The organism is Paenilisteria newyorkensis (assembly GCF_000766145.1).
Lineage (GTDB): Bacteria > Bacillota > Bacilli > Lactobacillales > Listeriaceae > Listeria_A > Listeria_A newyorkensis.
Genome location: NZ_JNFB01000019.1, coordinates 1 through 15,513, shown reverse-complemented (window position 1 = coordinate 15,513; position 15,513 = coordinate 1). Strand labels below are relative to the sequence as shown.

17 protein-coding genes are annotated in these 15,513 nt (G+C 40.5%); 12 read left to right on the top strand and 5 right to left on the bottom strand.

What is annotated here, in order from left to right; translation table 11 throughout:
• The first annotated feature begins 1 nt into the window (after position 1).
• The 7 genes from EP58_RS09165 (at position 2) to EP58_RS09135 (ending at position 8,098) form a co-directional block, all read left to right on the top strand.
• The gene (locus EP58_RS09165; protein ID WP_036092741.1) at positions 2-862 is read left to right on the top strand and encodes a fumarylacetoacetate hydrolase family protein; all 861 of its coding nucleotides are present in this window, start codon (positions 2-4) and stop codon (positions 860-862) included.
• A 23-nt stretch (positions 863-885) separates the two neighbouring features.
• Positions 886-1,245: a YisL family protein gene (locus tag EP58_RS09160; protein WP_036092739.1), complete on the top strand. Its 360-nt coding sequence runs from the start codon at positions 886-888 to the stop codon at positions 1,243-1,245.
• A 34-nt stretch (positions 1,246-1,279) separates the two neighbouring features.
• Entirely contained in the window at positions 1,280-2,185 is a 906-nt protein-coding gene (locus EP58_RS09155; protein WP_036092737.1) for a YitT family protein, read from the top strand.
• 306 nt (positions 2,186-2,491) lie between these two features.
• Entirely contained in the window at positions 2,492-3,175 is a 684-nt protein-coding gene (locus EP58_RS09150) for a FadR/GntR family transcriptional regulator (protein ID WP_036092734.1), read from the top strand.
• 598 nt (positions 3,176-3,773) lie between these two features.
• Positions 3,774-5,114 carry a PTS sugar transporter subunit IIC gene (locus EP58_RS09145; protein WP_052164887.1) on the top strand — a complete coding sequence of 447 codons (1,341 nt, stop codon included), beginning with the start codon at positions 3,774-3,776 and terminating at the stop codon, positions 5,112-5,114.
• A complete protein-coding gene (locus tag EP58_RS09140; protein WP_036092732.1) occupies positions 5,095-6,513 on the top strand; it encodes a glycoside hydrolase family 1 protein in 1,419 nt (472 codons plus the stop codon). The genes EP58_RS09145 and EP58_RS09140 overlap by 20 nt, the downstream gene beginning before the upstream one ends.
• A gap of 160 nt (positions 6,514-6,673) precedes the next feature.
• On the top strand, positions 6,674-8,098 hold the full coding sequence (locus EP58_RS09135; RefSeq protein ID WP_036092729.1) for a gluconokinase: 1,425 nt from the start codon (positions 6,674-6,676) through the stop codon (positions 8,096-8,098).
• A gap of 64 nt (positions 8,099-8,162) precedes the next feature.
• Here the strand turns inward: EP58_RS09135 and EP58_RS09130 are convergent, their stop codons facing one another.
• Positions 8,163-8,972, bottom strand: a complete 810-nt coding sequence (locus EP58_RS09130) for a Cof-type HAD-IIB family hydrolase (RefSeq protein ID WP_036092726.1) — start codon at positions 8,970-8,972, stop codon at positions 8,163-8,165.
• Positions 8,973-9,133: 161 nt separating this feature from the next.
• Here EP58_RS09130 and yjfP point away from each other — a divergent pair, with 161 nt between their 5' ends.
• Together yjfP and EP58_RS09120 are read left to right on the top strand one after the other, a co-directional pair.
• On the top strand, positions 9,134-9,886 hold the full coding sequence (yjfP, locus tag EP58_RS09125) for an esterase (RefSeq protein WP_036092723.1): 753 nt from the start codon (positions 9,134-9,136) through the stop codon (positions 9,884-9,886).
• A gap of 61 nt (positions 9,887-9,947) precedes the next feature.
• Positions 9,948-10,256: a metal-sulfur cluster assembly factor gene (locus EP58_RS09120; protein ID WP_036066843.1), complete on the top strand. Its 309-nt coding sequence runs from the start codon at positions 9,948-9,950 to the stop codon at positions 10,254-10,256.
• Between the two features lie 72 nt (positions 10,257-10,328).
• Here EP58_RS09120 and EP58_RS09115 read toward each other — a convergent pair whose 3' ends face one another.
• Positions 10,329-10,682: a PTS sugar transporter subunit IIA gene (locus EP58_RS09115; RefSeq protein WP_036092721.1), complete on the bottom strand. Its 354-nt coding sequence runs from the start codon at positions 10,680-10,682 to the stop codon at positions 10,329-10,331.
• 149 nt (positions 10,683-10,831) lie between these two features.
• Here EP58_RS09115 and EP58_RS09110 point away from each other — a divergent pair, with 149 nt between their 5' ends.
• Complete coding sequence (locus EP58_RS09110; protein ID WP_036092719.1) at positions 10,832-11,029, top strand: hypothetical protein; 198 nt, start codon at positions 10,832-10,834, stop codon at positions 11,027-11,029.
• Positions 11,030-11,825: 796 nt separating this feature from the next.
• Positions 11,826-12,344 carry a type 1 glutamine amidotransferase domain-containing protein gene (locus EP58_RS09105; RefSeq protein ID WP_036092716.1) on the top strand — a complete coding sequence of 173 codons (519 nt, stop codon included), beginning with the start codon at positions 11,826-11,828 and terminating at the stop codon, positions 12,342-12,344.
• A gap of 32 nt (positions 12,345-12,376) precedes the next feature.
• Here the strand turns inward: EP58_RS09105 and EP58_RS17230 are convergent, their stop codons facing one another.
• The 3 genes from EP58_RS17230 to EP58_RS09095 all read right to left on the bottom strand — a co-directional run bounded on the left by EP58_RS17230 (position 12,377) and on the right by EP58_RS09095 (position 14,589).
• Entirely contained in the window at positions 12,377-12,640 is a 264-nt protein-coding gene (locus EP58_RS17230; protein ID WP_077917881.1) for a hypothetical protein, read from the bottom strand.
• Positions 12,641-12,750: 110 nt separating this feature from the next.
• Entirely contained in the window at positions 12,751-13,173 is a 423-nt protein-coding gene (locus EP58_RS09100; RefSeq protein ID WP_036092713.1) for a DUF805 domain-containing protein, read from the bottom strand.
• 126 nt (positions 13,174-13,299) lie between these two features.
• The gene (locus EP58_RS09095) at positions 13,300-14,589 is read right to left on the bottom strand and encodes an NCS2 family permease (protein ID WP_036092710.1); all 1,290 of its coding nucleotides are present in this window, start codon (positions 14,587-14,589) and stop codon (positions 13,300-13,302) included.
• A gap of 194 nt (positions 14,590-14,783) precedes the next feature.
• Between EP58_RS09095 and EP58_RS09090 the strand changes: the two genes are divergently transcribed.
• Positions 14,784-15,431, top strand: a complete 648-nt coding sequence (locus EP58_RS09090; protein ID WP_036092704.1) for an HAD family hydrolase — start codon at positions 14,784-14,786, stop codon at positions 15,429-15,431.
• Positions 15,432-15,513: the final 82 nt, after the last annotated feature.

Genomic DNA, 15,513 nt, shown 5'->3' with positions numbered 1-15,513 from the left:
AATGAAATGGATTAGCTTTAGAGTTAGTGGCAGGGAGTCGTTTGGTATCGTCAAAGGGGACAGCATTATTGATATCAGCGCATTTTTCGCGGAGTCGGAGTGCCCGCGTACATTGGTAGAACTTATTGCGCAACCAGCAAAATTGGAACACATTGAAAAGCAATACGAGGCGATGCATGGAGCGATTCCGTGTAAGGATGTGCAGTTTTTGCCGGCAATTGTGCCACCAAATAATGTGATGGCTGTCGGGAAGAATTATCGGAAACATGTAATTGAGATGGGGAGCGTCGCGGATATTCCTGAGGCGATTATGATTTTCACGAAAAGTAGTAACACGCTTGTTGGGCATAGAGGGACGATTTCTTTACATGCGGGTGTGACGAGTGAGCTTGATTATGAGGGAGAACTTGCGATTATAATTGGCAAGGAAGTGACGAACATTTCTGAGGCAGAGGCTTTGGATGCGATTTTTGGCTATACGATTTTGAATGATGTGACGGCGCGCGATTTGCAGGTGAAGCATAAGCAATTTTATTTAGCGAAAAGTTTGGATGGGAGCTGTCCGATTGGTCCCTATGTCGTTACGAAGGATGAGATTGGTGACCCGAGTGCATTGCGGATTCAAACGTGGGTGAATGGGGAGAAGCGGCAGGATGGTACATTAGACCAGCTTATTTTTCCTATTGCGACGATTATTTCGGAGTTGTCTAAAGGGCACACACTTATGCCTGGAGATGTCATTGCAACCGGGACGCCTGATGGGGTGGGGAAAGCGATGAAACCACCGCGCTTTCTAAATGAAGGAGATACTGTTACAATTACGATTGAAGGCATTGGAACGTTAGAAAATCAAGTTATGTAAATAATGGGAAATGGGGGATTTTTATGTGGTCTTATATTCATTTGATTTCATGGGTTGGCATCATAGTCTTTACATTGATTGCGTTGGTTATCTATAAGAAATCGGCAAAAGTGTTTACAATTATGCAAATGTGTAATCGGGTGCTTTATATTACGGTTATTTTGAGTGGCATTATGATGATGCAATATAGTTTTAGTGAGCATATTGTTGTGTCGATTTTTAAAATATTGCTTGGGTTGGCAACCATTGGTGTCGTGGAAATGTTACTTGTCTACCGGAAAAAAGAGAAGCCATCGAGACTCTTCTTTGTGTTGTTTATCGTATCCGTGATTGCAACCGTGAGTGTTGGTTTTTATTTATCGGGAGGAAGACCGCTATTTTAAGCGTGTTGAATTTTTTTGAAAGTGGGAAATTGGGTTGAAGCAACAGCAAATTTATATTGACGGTACGAAGAAATTTTTTATTGCGGTGCTGGCCGCATTGCTTAATGCGATTGGAATGAACTTCTTCTTAATTCCGGCGCATGTTTATGCAAGTGGTTTGACTGGGGTTGCACAGCTGACATCGGATATATTACAAGATGGTGTTGGTATTAGCTTGTCGACGGGGTTGCTTGTCTTACTGCTAAACATTCCAGTAGCGGTGTTGGGCTGGTTTAAGGTTGGCCGGGCGTTTACGGTGTTCAGTTTTGTGACGGTTGCTTTTATGTCGTTATTTTTGATTGTGATACCGGTGCAAGAGGTTTCTTCAGATATTTTATTGAATGCGATTTTTGGTGGGGTTATTTCTTCTGTGGGGATCGGTCTTGCGCTTAAGTTCGGGATATCTTCGGGAGGCCTTGATATTATTGCGATGTATATTACGATTAAGACGGGGCGCTCTTTTGGGAAGTATTTTTTGTTGATGAATGGGGTTATCATTTTTATTGCAGGCTTTACATATGAGTGGACGTTTGCACTTTATACGCTTATCTCGCTATATGTCTCGAGTCGAGTGATTGATACGATTCATACGAGACATCAGAAATTGACGGCGATGATTATGACGCAAAATCCAGAAGATGTGATTAAAGGGATTCAGGATAATATGTTTCGTGGGATTACAGTTGTTGAGGCAATCGGGGCGTATTCAAAGGAAAGTGTAACGATGCTTGTGATTGTGATTACGCGATATGAGCTCTATGATTTGACGCATGTTGTTCAGGCTGTTGATCCGAGATGTTTTATTAATGTTGTGGAGACGTCTAGTGTTTTCGGTGATTTTCGCTCGGAGGCTGATCAGAAAATGGCGATGGAGATGTATAAGACTAGAATGCATCAATAATGAAAAAGCCAAAATAAGCAGGCACCGGGTGAAAGGTGGACTTATTTTGGCTTTTTTGTGGATGCTTTTATGATTGCCCATACAGCCATGAAAGCGATGAACCAGCAGACGATAATGATAATGGCTAACATATTTAACACATCCTTTGGAAAAAGGTTCGTGCTTTGAGTATATCATTTTTCAACCAACTATTAAAAGTTATACAGATCAAGAAGCCTATTATAAAATAAATTGACAGAATCAGAAATAGAATAAATTTACAAAACGCTACTAATACATCAGATGATTTAGAAGGGGGAAAATACAATGCGTGAAAATTTGGTAGAAAATACAGCTGGAAAATTACTGGAATATATACGTTTAAAGGAATTTAATATGGGAGACAAGTTACCTAATGAATATGCCCTTGCTGAGGAATTGCATGTTGGACGAAGCACCATCAGAGAGGTGGTCAAAGTATTAGTTGCGCGCAATATACTACAAGTTAGGCAAGGTTCTGGAACGTATATAAGTGAAGGAAAGGGGATTGTCAAAGACCCCCTAGGATTTTCTTTAATTAAAAATAAAAACAAAATGATTGAAGATTTGTTTGTTTTAAGATATATATTAGAGCCTCCAATGGCAGCTTTAGCAGCGAAAAATGCTACAGAAAATCAAATAAGCCATATGATTCGCTTAAAAGATGCGATAGAAGTTTCCTTCAAAAATAATACGGATGAGCATGTAGCGTTAGATATAGAGTTGCATAAAACGATTGCGGAAGCCAGTGGGAACATTGCGCTTTCTCATATTGTGCCCATTATTAATGAATCTATCGCTTTGTTTAATGAAAATTATAATGTGAGTAATTTAAAAACAGAAACAATAGAACTGCATGATGATTTGGTAAATGCTATTGCCAAACACGATGAACTAAACGCATTGGATGCCATGACAGTACATATGGCGAACAATAGAAAGGAATTTAGCAAAGTTATTCAATCAAACTAGCAAAAAAACTATTGACAAGTCATCTGATGTATTTTATTATAAATACATCAGATGACTTATTAGGAGTGACACACAAAGAATGGAGCTATGAATTGTCGGGCTTTATACAGTAACGGTCATTGCTACCCATGATGCGAACGCTAAAGACCTGTGGGTGAAGTAACGTATACAGCCTTTCTATCCTATTGGCGAAGTTTTTTTGAAGCGAATGAAAGCGCAATCATGCATTAGGAAATAGAATACATGAAGACTCTGAAATATTTATCTAAAATTGGTATTTGAGCTAGTAGCCTCAATGTTATATCTAGGCAGGGTTGTAGCTATCTATGTTTTAAAGTTTATTTAAAATAGACTAAATAGTTAGAAATAATACGATTTCCTACGCCCGATAATGAAGTTGAGTAGATAATACAAAACGCTTTTAAATAGATTGAATTCATTTGATGACGCTACATCGGTGTTCGAGTGATGTATTTGCGCGGACGATGAAAGAACGATTTTAGAGAAGAAGGAAGTTTTGGCTATACGATGAGGCACTTGGCAGTCTTGTCTAAATATATAGATAGAAAACATGAACTAAATAGGGGGTAAAAGAATTATGGAAAGTGGATTTATGGGGAGATTAGCCGATGTTTTAGGAAGATTCGCAACAAAAGTAAATAGTTTACGCTATATCATGGTAATCAAAAATGCTTTTTCTGCGCTTATCCCGGTTATTATCACAGGGGCATTCGGTACATTATTTTCAGCAATGGTTTTCGATGCAGAAAATGGATTAGCAAAAATTCAATCCTTGCGTTTTCTAGCTGAGCTAAAACCTATCGCCTCATCGATTAGTTATGTCACGTTAAGCTTTTTAACAATCTATGCGGTTTTCCTTATCGGGATTGAATTAGCTAAGCTGAACAAGTTGAACGGCGTTTTTCCTGGGATCATTGCGGTGATGTCGTATTTAGCGGTTACTCCAACGATTTATGGATTCTTATCGGATGATAAAAATATACTTGTAGAAAATGTCTTAGCTAAGCAGTACACAGATACAAAAGGTTTATTTTTAGGAATGATTGTTGCTATCGTATCTGTAGAATTATATAGCTGGCTAGGTCGTCAAAAGAGATTACAAATCAAAATGCCCGACACGGTGCCTGCCAATGTATCAGCAAGTTTTTCCGCATTAGTTCCTACTATCATTACAATTGCAGTCATGGCTAGCGCTGGATTCGCTGTTAAAGCAATTACTGGAATGTATGCCTATGATATTATCTATCATCTTGTACAGCGGCCTTTAGAAGGGGTTGTTCAAGGATTGCCAGGAATATTACTTCTAATGCTAATAGCGCAAATTTTCTGGGTAATAGGGATTCATGGTAACCAAATGATTAAACCAATCAGAGAACCGTTGCTACTCGCTTCCATCGCAGTAAACACCGAAGCATTTGAATCTGGAAAAGAAATTCCTAACATTATTACGATGCCTTTTTGGGATATGTATATGAGTATTGGTGGTTCTGGAGTGACGATTGGACTGCTTGTTGCCATTTTCATGGTTGGTAAAAGAGAAGATATGCGTGAAATAACAAAACTTTCTTCAGCACCAGGTCTTTTTAACATTAATGAACCCGTTATTTTTGGTATGCCGATTATGTTGAATCCGATTTTGGCTATCCCGTTTATCATTACGCCGCTAATAACAGGTACAATAGGCTATTTCGCAACTGCAACAGGTATTGCCGCTAAAGCCGTCGTCATGGTTCCGTGGCCGATGCCGCCAATTGTGAATGCGTATCTAGCAACGGCCGGGGATTTGGGCGCAGTAGCTACTCAAATTGTCTGTATTATCGTTGCCATTCTTATCTATTTACCATTTGTTAAAATATCGAATACAGCACAGCAAAAAACTAGTGAGAAAGAGGTAGAATATGAAACTGTTAATTCCTGAAAACTTTATTCTTGGCGCGGCTTCATCAGCATGGCAAACGGAAGGCTGGAAGGGCAAGAAAGAAGGTCAAGACTCCTATCCTGATTCGTGGTATAAAAATGAAAAATTTGTTTGGCATAATGGGTATGGTCCTGCAGTAGCGACTAACTTTATGGAGCAGTATCAAGAAGATGTAGACTTGATGAAAGAGATTGGCCTGACGCATTATAGAACTTCTATTAACTGGTCTCGTTTTTTTACGGATTATGAGAACCTTGTTGTTGATGAGGACTACGCGCAGCACATTGATGACGTTGTAAACGCATTATTAGAAGCCAATGTAGAGCCGATGCTGTGTTTGGAACATTACGAATTACCAGTCTATTTATCTGAAAAATATGATGGTTGGTCATCAAGAAAAGTAGTAGATTTATACGCTGGCTATGCAAAAATTGCTTTTGAGCGGTATGGAGACAGAGTGAAGCAATGGTTTACTTTCAATGAACCAATCGTTCCTCAAACACGTATTTATCTAGACGCGATCAGATGGCCTCATGAACAGAATACTGAAAAATGGATGTTATGGAATTACCACAAAGCATTAGCGAGTGCTCAAGCTGTGAAGGCATATCGTTCCCTGGGATTGAAGGGGAGAATTGGTTGTGTATTAAATCCTGAAATGGTATACGCTCGGTCTTCTTCAAAAGAAGATAAAAAAGCTGCTGAAATGTATGATTTGTTTTATAATCGCGTCTTTTTTGATCCGATGGTGAAAGGCGAGTATTCAGCGGAACTAATTGCGTTATGTACTAAATTTGACATCTATTTTAATCCTGATGAGAACGATTTATCCATAATTAGTGAAAACACGCTCGATTTTTTAGGGATTAATCAATATTATCCGAAACGGGTCAAAGCGCCAAGGTATGAGTGGAGTAAGACGACGCCGTTCCATCCGGAAATGTTCTTTGAAAATTTTGATTTGCCGGGGAAAAATATGAATGATTCGCGCGGGTGGGAAATATATCCGAAAATCGTATATGATATGGCGCACTATTTAAAAGAAAATTATGGAGATATTCCGTGGCTTATCACTGAAAATGGAATGGGCAGAGAAAATGAAGAAGCGTATATGGATGATCTGGGCACCGTAAATGATAGTTATAGAATTGATTTTATTAAGCAGCACATCCAGTGGTTACTGAAAGCCGTTGAAGAAGGTTCTGCTTGTGAAGGCTACATGTTATGGGCGTTTACAGATTGCGTTTCTCCGATGAACGCTTTTAAAAATCGATATGGCCTCGTAAGAATTGAATTAGATGAAAAAAGAACGCGTTCGAAAAAAAAATCAGCGGAATGGTATGGATCCATTATTCAAGATCGGGTATTAGAAGTAGCAGACGAATGTGAATGGAAATAGGGTTACGTAGGCTATGTAAGTGCATGATTGACTAGGTAGAATACAATTGGAGTCCTCACGATAACGTATTGGAATCATGAGGACTCATTTATAGGTGCAGGAACTTCTTCCATTGTTGTTGCATTGAGAAATCGATTTGGAGGAGGCGAAATTAGATCGTATGGAAGATTTATTATTAGCAATTGATGTTGGGACGACCGCCATTAAATTTATTGTTTTCAATGAAGAAAAAACAATATATACGGAGTCAGCGAGAATTAAGACTTGTAAGGAAGGCGACAAATCTACCCAAAACCCGATAGATATTTTAGCAAGTATCAAACGGAATATTAGTGAAATAACGACGCTTTATTCAGATATACATACCATCAGTTTTAGTACGGCTATGCATACATTAATACCTGAATCCCCTGAAAAGGAAAGCAACACGATGTTCTTATGGTCTGATAATAGAGCTGCAGATACAATTTCAGAATTCAAACGAAATAGTCAGCGCACTTTTTTGTTTTATGGTAAAACCGGGACACCTATTCATGGCATGAGTCCTTTTGCAAAATTAGTATACTTTAAAGAAAGGCGCAATGACTGGTTCAATAATGTTTCCAGATGGCATGATATGAAATCTTTTTTGATGAGCTATTTTGTAGACACATTTGTCACGGATTTTTCGATAGCTTCGGCGACTGGATTATTCAATAGTATTGATTTTAAATGGGATGAAGAAATACTAGCATTCCTCCAATTATCGTCCAGCAAACTACCACGGCTTGTGCATCCAAAAACTGTTTTTAACATCTCGGAAAAAGTGGCGTTAGAGCTGGGCATGAAACGAAATACAAAAATTATGATAGGGTCTAGCGATGGGTGCTTGGCTTCTTTGGCTAGCGCTCAACAAAATAGTGCCGCGGAAAGCCTCACTCTGGGAACTAGTGGATCCATCAGGCAGCTTTCTACAACGCGATATCTGGGGCCAGAGATGGAAAGTTTTTGTTATTATGTAGATGATGATCAATGGGTGGTTGGCGGTCCTACTAATAATGGAGGAATAGCGCTGGAATGGCTCAGTAATTTATTTTATGAAGATAAGTCTAAAATATTCGATCATCTACATCATTTACATAAAGCGTCGGATTTATTTTTTTTCCCATATATACAAGGAGAACGTGCCCCGATTTGGAATGAAAAACAGACGGGGAGTTTTAAAGGGTTAAGTATTACTCATGGACGTCCTGAAATTATTCAATCTGTTTTGGAGGGCATTATTTTCAATCTGAGGCATATCCTTTCTTTATTACCTGCTACTTATGATGGAAATCCTTTAGTTTTGAATGGAGGGGCGGTAAAAAATAAAGAAATTGCGCAAATGATTGCTTCCGTCCTTAATAGAGAATGCCTAGTTTCTGATAGCACAGAGCCAACGCAAGGCTTATTTTATTGGTGGGAAAATGGAAAACGAGTGGAAAAGGAAAGTACGCCTATTGATATTTATGTTCCTATTGAGTCTGAACAAGATTATTACAATGAAAAATTTGGAAGGTTTATTGAAATACTGAAGAATGAGATGCGTGTGGTGGAACTTAATTAAAAAAATACGTAGCAAGAATCTAGTTTCAGATTGTTGCTACGTATTTTTTAGCTCAGAGAAATTTTTAAACGCCTAGATTTTCTTCTAGATATACTGCGATACCATCTTCTTCATTGGTTAGTGTGACTGTGTTTGCAACGTTTTTCAGTGGTTCAATGGCATTACCCATCGCAACACCAACGCCTGCATAGTCGAGCATTTCAAGATCGTTATCTTCATCACCAAAAGCTATGATATCTTTGCGGTCAATGCCTAGAAAACGGCTGGCTGCTTGAACACCGATGGCTTTATGCACGCCGAATTTGGTCATTTCCATTGCTGGCCATTCTGCTCCCCAGTTGCGATATGTCACGATGTTGGAAAGGCGTGAATCCATATGATCGCTCACTTCTTGTAGCATTTCATGGCTTGCGAAGAATAGTAGTGAGGTCGGATCCGTCGTAATGGTGTTCCGCAAATCGCCGATGAAAACATTGTCTTTCCCTTGCTGGAACATGTCTGGTACGCTAGCATTTCGTTCGCGCAAGAACACGCTGTCTTGCACTTCTGCCGCGATATTGTCTAGCGCGTAATTCGTCGAAAAATCGAGCAGCTCATGCGCTGTTTTTAGATCAATAGCTTGGTGGTAAGCGTTGCTGAATTTAATATCACGCGGGTGGTGAAAAACGGCGCCATTAAAATTCACAATCGGTGTATCGAGACCTAATTCATAATAATACATATGGCTCATGCGGTATGGGCGGCCGGTTGCAATCATGATTTCATGGCCTTTCGCACGCGCGTTTTCCAGCGCTTTTTTTGTTCGATTCGAGATGGTTTGGTCGCCTTTTAGCGCGGTTCCATCAAGATCAAGAACGATTAATTTTTTTGTCATATATGTCTCCTCATTCTTTCTATAATTCGTATATCTAGTCCCCGTTTTGATAAAGTGATAGAATAGATAGTGTACCTTTATGATAGACGTTCGGGCGCGCTTTGTAAACGCCTAAGTGCTTTACAGGAACTTAATAAATCACATGGAAATGAGGCCTACCAATGATTCAAGTGGAACATAAATGGATAAAAGAAATTCCGGTCCTACATATTTATGATGCAGCGCACGCGACCGAAAAATTACCAACTGTCTTTTTTTATCATGGTTTTCAATCACAAAAGGAATTGTATTTGCCGTACGCGTATTTATTGGCGCAACGAGGAATGCGTGTTATATTACCGGATGCGAGGATGCATGGAGAACGGCAGGCTGGTGAGTCAGAAGCAGAGCAGTCGATTTATTTTTGGGACACGGTTCGTGGGAATATCCATGAGTTGCCTCTGTTGAGAGATGCTTTAGATGCGGAGGGATTGATTGATACGTCGAGGCTTGCAGTCGGCGGTTTTTCGATGGGAGCGATTACGAGTTATGGGATGTTAGCGCAGTATGATTGGCTGAAAGTCGGCGTGTGTCTGGCGGGCAGTTCGTATTATGGACATTTTGCGAAAGTACTGGCGGATGGCGTGATGAAGCAGGGCGGCGAGTTTCCTTTTGACGTGGATGCGCGGATTCGTGAGTTGGCACCGTATGATCTGAGCGCTGCACCTACGAAATTGAAAAATCGCCCCTTGATGATTTGGCATGGGAAAGCGGATGATGTCGTGCCGTTCCAATACAGCGAGAAGTTATATGAGGCACTGGTTGAGAAAGATATGTCAGATAATGTAGCTTTCATGGTGGATGAAAAGGCCAAACACAAAATCTCGATTGAGGGCATGCTTGCGGGTGTCGGCTTTTTAGAAGAAAAATTATAATGAAAATCATTCTCAACTATGTTACAATAATGAGAGAAAATCAAAAGGAGGCTACTACTTCATGGATGCAGAACTAAAAGATAATTTGATGGGTGCGTTAGAACAAGTAATCGATCCTGAGCTAGGCATTGATATTGTTAATATTGGCCTGGTTTACGATGTGGACTTGGATGAGGACGGACTTTGTACGGTAACAATGACGTTAACAACGATGGGATGCCCGCTTGCAGGTGTTTTGACAGATCAAGTACGTGTAGCGATGTCAGATATTCCAGAAGTAAAAGATACGAAAGTCGACCTTGTGTGGACGCCGGCTTGGACGAAAGACCGGATGTCGCGTTACGCCAAGATTGCACTCGGTATTCGATAAAATGAAAAAGATACGCGGATAAGCTTAGCCAACATCGATTTAGGATGCAGCGGACTTATCTTCGTATCTTTTTTAGTTATGCGTTTGTTCTAATTTTGCGATGCGTGCTTCAAGTTCGCTCTGACGCTCGTATTGGCGAACGATTTGTTTGGCTAAGTTAAGCTCGGCTTGCGCTGTCATCAAGTGGTCTTGACCATGTACTAATAAAAAGGACGGCGTAATGTCACTGTCAGCGCTGCGACGCGAAACCAATTTGGTCTGCCAAGCATGTCCTTCTAAAAATTGTACTTCTGCGTTTTGCAAATGAGATGTTGCCTCTTCGAAATTGTATTTTTCGGCGGCGGTAATTGCAGCGTAGGCTTCTTTTCGCGTGTTTCCGCCATGAAGAATTAATTTTACAACGGCTTCTTCCGTATGAATATCCATTTTTTCACCTCATTTAAGCTATTTATCTTATTGTAGCAAAGCGTGCGGGTAATTGCTATTATTAGGTTAATCAGCCTATGGTATGATGACACTCGGCGTGAACGTGATATATAATAAAAGCATCAAAGTGGTCGAAAAGAGGGATACTGATGGAAGAACGGCTGTATGATCTTGAGGATAAAGTGCAGGATTTGGAGTTAGAAGTGTTGAGTCTACGCCAACAAGTAAACGAGTTAGAGCAAGCAAAAACAACGAAATCGCATCGAGGTAATTGGTCGTGGGGACTGTTTGCGTTAATCCCCATCGTAGCAATTATTTGTAATATGATTGTAGAACTAGTAGACTAATAGGAGAAAGATGATTCCCTGATTTGGATTAGGGAATTATTTTTTGGAAATTCTGTTCGGCTCTGTTCGTATTATAATGCAAGAAATTGTACCCTAAATTATCGATAATACCCTGATACGACTAAAAAAGTTGTCGATTAAGCGTTTTCTTCAGAAATTGGCATATAAAAGGCTATAAAACACATTATTTTAGTCACAAAAATTACACAGTTTGTTCCCTTGCTTTTTTCGTCCAATAAAAGTAGAATATATATATACCTTGCATTAAGTGTTAGTTCTTATTTCGACAAAAGTATACAGTTCATGTTTATTTTTGTGGGGATAAGACCCTATCATGGTTATAATGGAATTCGGTGTATCCATCTTCCAAATGGTGAGCACTTGTGTTTATCATATGATTTCGCACCGATAACCGTTATTTGTTTTCATTCATCTCATTTGCCATGTAGTTTTCGTTTGTGCCTCATCCCGTTAAGCATAAACATTCGAACATGATGGCGTGCCTAGTCAATTGACTGGGCTTTTTTTGTTGTGGCTGTTCGAACAAAGTGAGTTACAGCCTCAATATGCATGAGAGCAAAGCGAGCATGTAATCCTTCCCAACTGTTCAAAGCCTAATTGCCAAATAATGATTAAGGCAACTTTATTTTTTGGCTCTTTGTCCAATCATTATCACTAACCTTCCACAAATCGTCATGAGAAACCAACCCAACAATCCCCCACAAGCAGATTACTTCAAGCCCACCATCTCCATTGGTATACTTGGGGTAAGCAATAATTGAAGGAGGACGATAACATGACACTACAAGGTAAAAAAGTAATCGCGCTAATTAGTGAGGATTTCGAGGATTTAGAATTATGGTATCCCGTATTACGTGTTCGCGAAGCTGGAGCGGAGGTTCATTTAGTCGGAGAGGAAGCCGGCGTTGTTTACCACGGGAAGTACGGCGTTCCTGCAACAAGTGATTTTAGCTTTGAGGATATTAAGGTAGAAGATTATGACGGGATTTTAGTTCCAGGAGGCTGGTCACCAGATAAGCTGCGTCGCTTCGATAAAGTACTAGAATTTGTACGCTATTTTGACGAACAAAAGAAACCAATCGGGCAAATTTGTCACGCTGGCTGGGTACTTATTTCAGCAGGAATTCTGGATGGCGTCAACGTCACAAGTACACCTGGTATCAAGGATGATATGACGAATGCCGGCGCGATTTGGCATGATGAAGCAGTTGTCACGGATGGCCACATTATTTCGAGTCGTCGCCCACCAGATTTACCAGATTATGTACCTGCCTTCATCGCAGCGTTTAAATAGGTAGCAAAAAAGAGCCGAATTTGGCTCTTTTTTCATGTGAAGTAATAACTAATTATGAAACCGATGAAGGATGGAATCGCGGCAACTGCGAGTAAGATGCTCCATCGTAATTGAATTTTTCGGTTTGGATTTTGCGCTCTGCCGACAGATACGAGTGCGGAGCAGATAATCGACGCCAGAATCAGGACCATCAAGACGAAGGAGAACAGGGATGACATGCTGTATCCGGTCGTTAGTAGCGCGAAAATGATAACTAGTGCGGCAATTCCAATACCGCTAAAAAATGCTTTCCACAAATGGCTCACTCTTTTCTATTCAATATCTCTTACCTTTATAGCAGATATGGCAGGCAAATGTCTAATAATATGAAAAAAAGGACGGAATTTACTCGCGTCCTCGTGATACATTAAAAATCGAAATCGTCACTGAATGATGGTTCACTAGGCATACACATGAAAACAATCATGATAATACTACCTACAAATGGAATCAGACTGAGCAAAACAAACCAACCGCTTTTGTTAGAATCGTGCAAACGGCGAATAGTTAAGGCTAGCAGTGGAATAAATGTTGCTAACTCATATAAAAATAGGAGCAGCAAGATAAGCAGCGTCGAGCCTGATGTCATGATGAAAGCAAAATCCCCTGTTGCATCGCTCACCGATGATGTTGCAGCTGTGAATACGGTGAAAACTAAGATTAAGATATAAAAAATACTGATAATAATCGCGTTCCATAAAACGACATACCAATAGGCAGAACGCGACGAACGCCCGCTGAAATTCACATAATTTTTCCAAAAAGATTTATAAGCTTCTAGAAATCCCAAGATAAAACCCTCCCTTCTAAGATGTTAAATTTCAGTATAGCATGGATTGATAAGGATTTGTTTGTCGGAATGGTGAATAATTTAAAAAGCTGTACTCCAAATTTGAATTGGAATACAGCTTTATTTTTAATGTGGTAGAAAAGCGACTAGAATGAAGAATAGAATCGCGATGACGATGATGAACCAGTTGAGTTCGCGCCATTTTCCTGTGAAGATTTTTAGGATTGGGTAGGAGATGAAGCCGAATGCTAGACCGATGGCGATGCTTGATGTTAGCGGCATTGCAAGGATGACTAGGAATGCTGGAAAGGCTTCGTCGAGCGTGTCCCAATCGATTTCTTTTACGGCGCCGATCATCATGCTACCAACTATAATCAAGGCTGGTGCGGTAATCGCTGAAATGCCGGATACTGCGCCGACAAGTGGGGCGAAAAACGCGGAAACTAGGAATAATCCAGCAACGGTGAGCGTCGTTAAACCTGTACGCCCGCCTGTTGCAACGCCTGCTGAAGACTCGATGTAGGCGCTGGTTGGTGTTGTCCCGAACATAGAACCGACACTTGTTGCGACCGCATCTGCGAGTAGGGCGTGTTTGGCATTGGGCAAACTTTCCCCTTTCATAAGGCCGGCTTTTTTTGCAACGCCGATCATTGTTCCTGTTGTATCGAAAATCGTGATTAAAAGGAAGGACAGGACAACGCCGTAAAGGCTGTAAGTGACTACATCGCCGAACGCGTGGATTGGGTTTGTGATAACCAAATCAGGCATTGACGGTACTTTGACAAAACCATTGAATTTCAGTTCACCGGTGAAGAAAGCGATAATCCCAGTCGAAATCATCCCGATGAAAAGCGCGCCCTTGACGTTAAGCGCTAGGAAAATCAGCGTAATCAGAAGGCCAGCAATCGCAAGCAAGGCTTCTGGAGAATGAAGATCGCCGAGTCCGACTAGATTGGAATCGCTTTTTACGATAATTCCTGTCATGCGGAAACCTAGAAAAGCAATGAAAAGACCAATACCAGCTGTGATTCCTGCTTTTAACGTGTGTGGAATCGCTGTGATTAATTTTTCACGAAATGGTGTTAAAGATAATAGTAAGAAAATAATACCGGCTACGAAAACGGCTGTGAATGCGGTCGCGTAGTCTAATTTTTGCGTGGTGACAACGGTGACGAAATAGGCATTCATCCCGAGTCCTGGCGCGATGGCGATTGGGTAATTGGCGAATAGAGCCATCCAAAGTGTCCCGATGACAGCCGAGATAATCGTTGCCATGAAGACCGTGTTAAACGGAACGCCTGCTGCTGCAAGGATTGCCGGGTTTACAACGATAATATAAACCATTGTTAAAAATGTTGTAAAACCTGATATGACCTCTGTTTTGACATCTGTTCCGTGAGCTTTTAGTTGAAACATATAATTCCACTCCCTTTTATAGTTAAAAAGATAATTCTTCGTCTTATTACGAACGTTTTGAAACCACAACTACAATAATATTCGTTTTTCGCCTGAAATGCAAGCTTATTTTGGGAAGTTATATTCTTTTTAAGGATGAAACGGTTTCATATGTTATAATGAATGTGTTGAAATATGATAGATGGAGGAATTTCATGAAAGCATTTGTTTTTGATTTTGATGGCACAATGATTGATACGGAAGCGGTTTGGTTTGACGAAACACAGAAGTATTTACAGGCGAACTACGGTATGAGCTTGCCGATGGACGTTTATGAGCAAGTGGTTGGAAGCACCGACGAACCGTTACTGCTTTATATGGCGGAACAAACGAATGGCAAATTTGATGCTGCGGCTTTTCAAAAATACATAGACTTACAAGTGCATAATGGCCGTGATAAATTAGAAATGCGCGATGGTTTCATGCGATTGTTCAACTATGCCAAGGATAATGGGTATAAAATTGGTTTGGCGACAAGCTCCGCGCGTGCTTGGGTGGATCCAATTTTGGAGAAGTTTGGCATTTTGGATGATTTTGAAACGATTCAAACGGCGGATGATGTGGAAGTGATTAAACCGGATCCAGCGCTGTATCGTCAGGCAGTGGAGGCACTCGGCGTGAAACCGGAAGAAGCGGTCGCCGTGGAAGATTCACGGAATGGTTCGTTGTCGGCGGTTGGTGCAGGTTTACACGTGATTGTGGTGAAGAATGAAGTGACGAAGGGCATTGTTTTCCCGGAAGGAACGAGTGTGTATGATTCGTTTGCCGATGTGGATTTGGATGCGTTTTTAGCGGGTAAATAGAGTTAGAGTCTAGTGGTAGTAAGTCAAGTGAAAAGGAGTAGTTATTCGAGTAAAAACTTCGTTTTAAGACCGAACAAAACTA

What these genes read in the sequence shown, in the direction of transcription:
- EP58_RS09095 (WP_036092710.1), bottom strand. Translation starts at nt 14,589, where the DNA reads ATGTTTCAACTAAAAGCTCACGGAACAGATGTCAAAACAGAGGTCATA.
- yjfP (WP_036092723.1), top strand. Translation starts at nt 9,134, where the DNA reads ATGATTCAAGTGGAACATAAATGGATAAAAGAAATTCCGGTCCTACAT.
- EP58_RS09130 (WP_036092726.1), bottom strand. Translation starts at nt 8,972, where the DNA reads ATGACAAAAAAATTAATCGTTCTTGATCTTGATGGAACCGCGCTAAAA.
- EP58_RS09090 (WP_036092704.1), top strand. Translation starts at nt 14,784, where the DNA reads ATGAAAGCATTTGTTTTTGATTTTGATGGCACAATGATTGATACGGAA.
- EP58_RS09105 (WP_036092716.1), top strand. Translation starts at nt 11,826, where the DNA reads ATGACACTACAAGGTAAAAAAGTAATCGCGCTAATTAGTGAGGATTTC.
- EP58_RS09150 (WP_036092734.1), top strand. Translation starts at nt 2,492, where the DNA reads ATGCGTGAAAATTTGGTAGAAAATACAGCTGGAAAATTACTGGAATAT.
- EP58_RS09135 (WP_036092729.1), top strand. Translation starts at nt 6,674, where the DNA reads ATGGAAGATTTATTATTAGCAATTGATGTTGGGACGACCGCCATTAAA.
- EP58_RS09145 (WP_052164887.1), top strand. Translation starts at nt 3,774, where the DNA reads ATGGAAAGTGGATTTATGGGGAGATTAGCCGATGTTTTAGGAAGATTC.
- EP58_RS09165 (WP_036092741.1), top strand. Translation starts at nt 2, where the DNA reads ATGAAATGGATTAGCTTTAGAGTTAGTGGCAGGGAGTCGTTTGGTATC.
- EP58_RS09110 (WP_036092719.1), top strand. Translation starts at nt 10,832, where the DNA reads ATGGAAGAACGGCTGTATGATCTTGAGGATAAAGTGCAGGATTTGGAG.
- EP58_RS09115 (WP_036092721.1), bottom strand. Translation starts at nt 10,682, where the DNA reads ATGGATATTCATACGGAAGAAGCCGTTGTAAAATTAATTCTTCATGGC.
- EP58_RS09140 (WP_036092732.1), top strand. Translation starts at nt 5,095, where the DNA reads ATGAAACTGTTAATTCCTGAAAACTTTATTCTTGGCGCGGCTTCATCA.
- EP58_RS09160 (WP_036092739.1), top strand. Translation starts at nt 886, where the DNA reads ATGTGGTCTTATATTCATTTGATTTCATGGGTTGGCATCATAGTCTTT.
- EP58_RS09120 (WP_036066843.1), top strand. Translation starts at nt 9,948, where the DNA reads ATGGATGCAGAACTAAAAGATAATTTGATGGGTGCGTTAGAACAAGTA.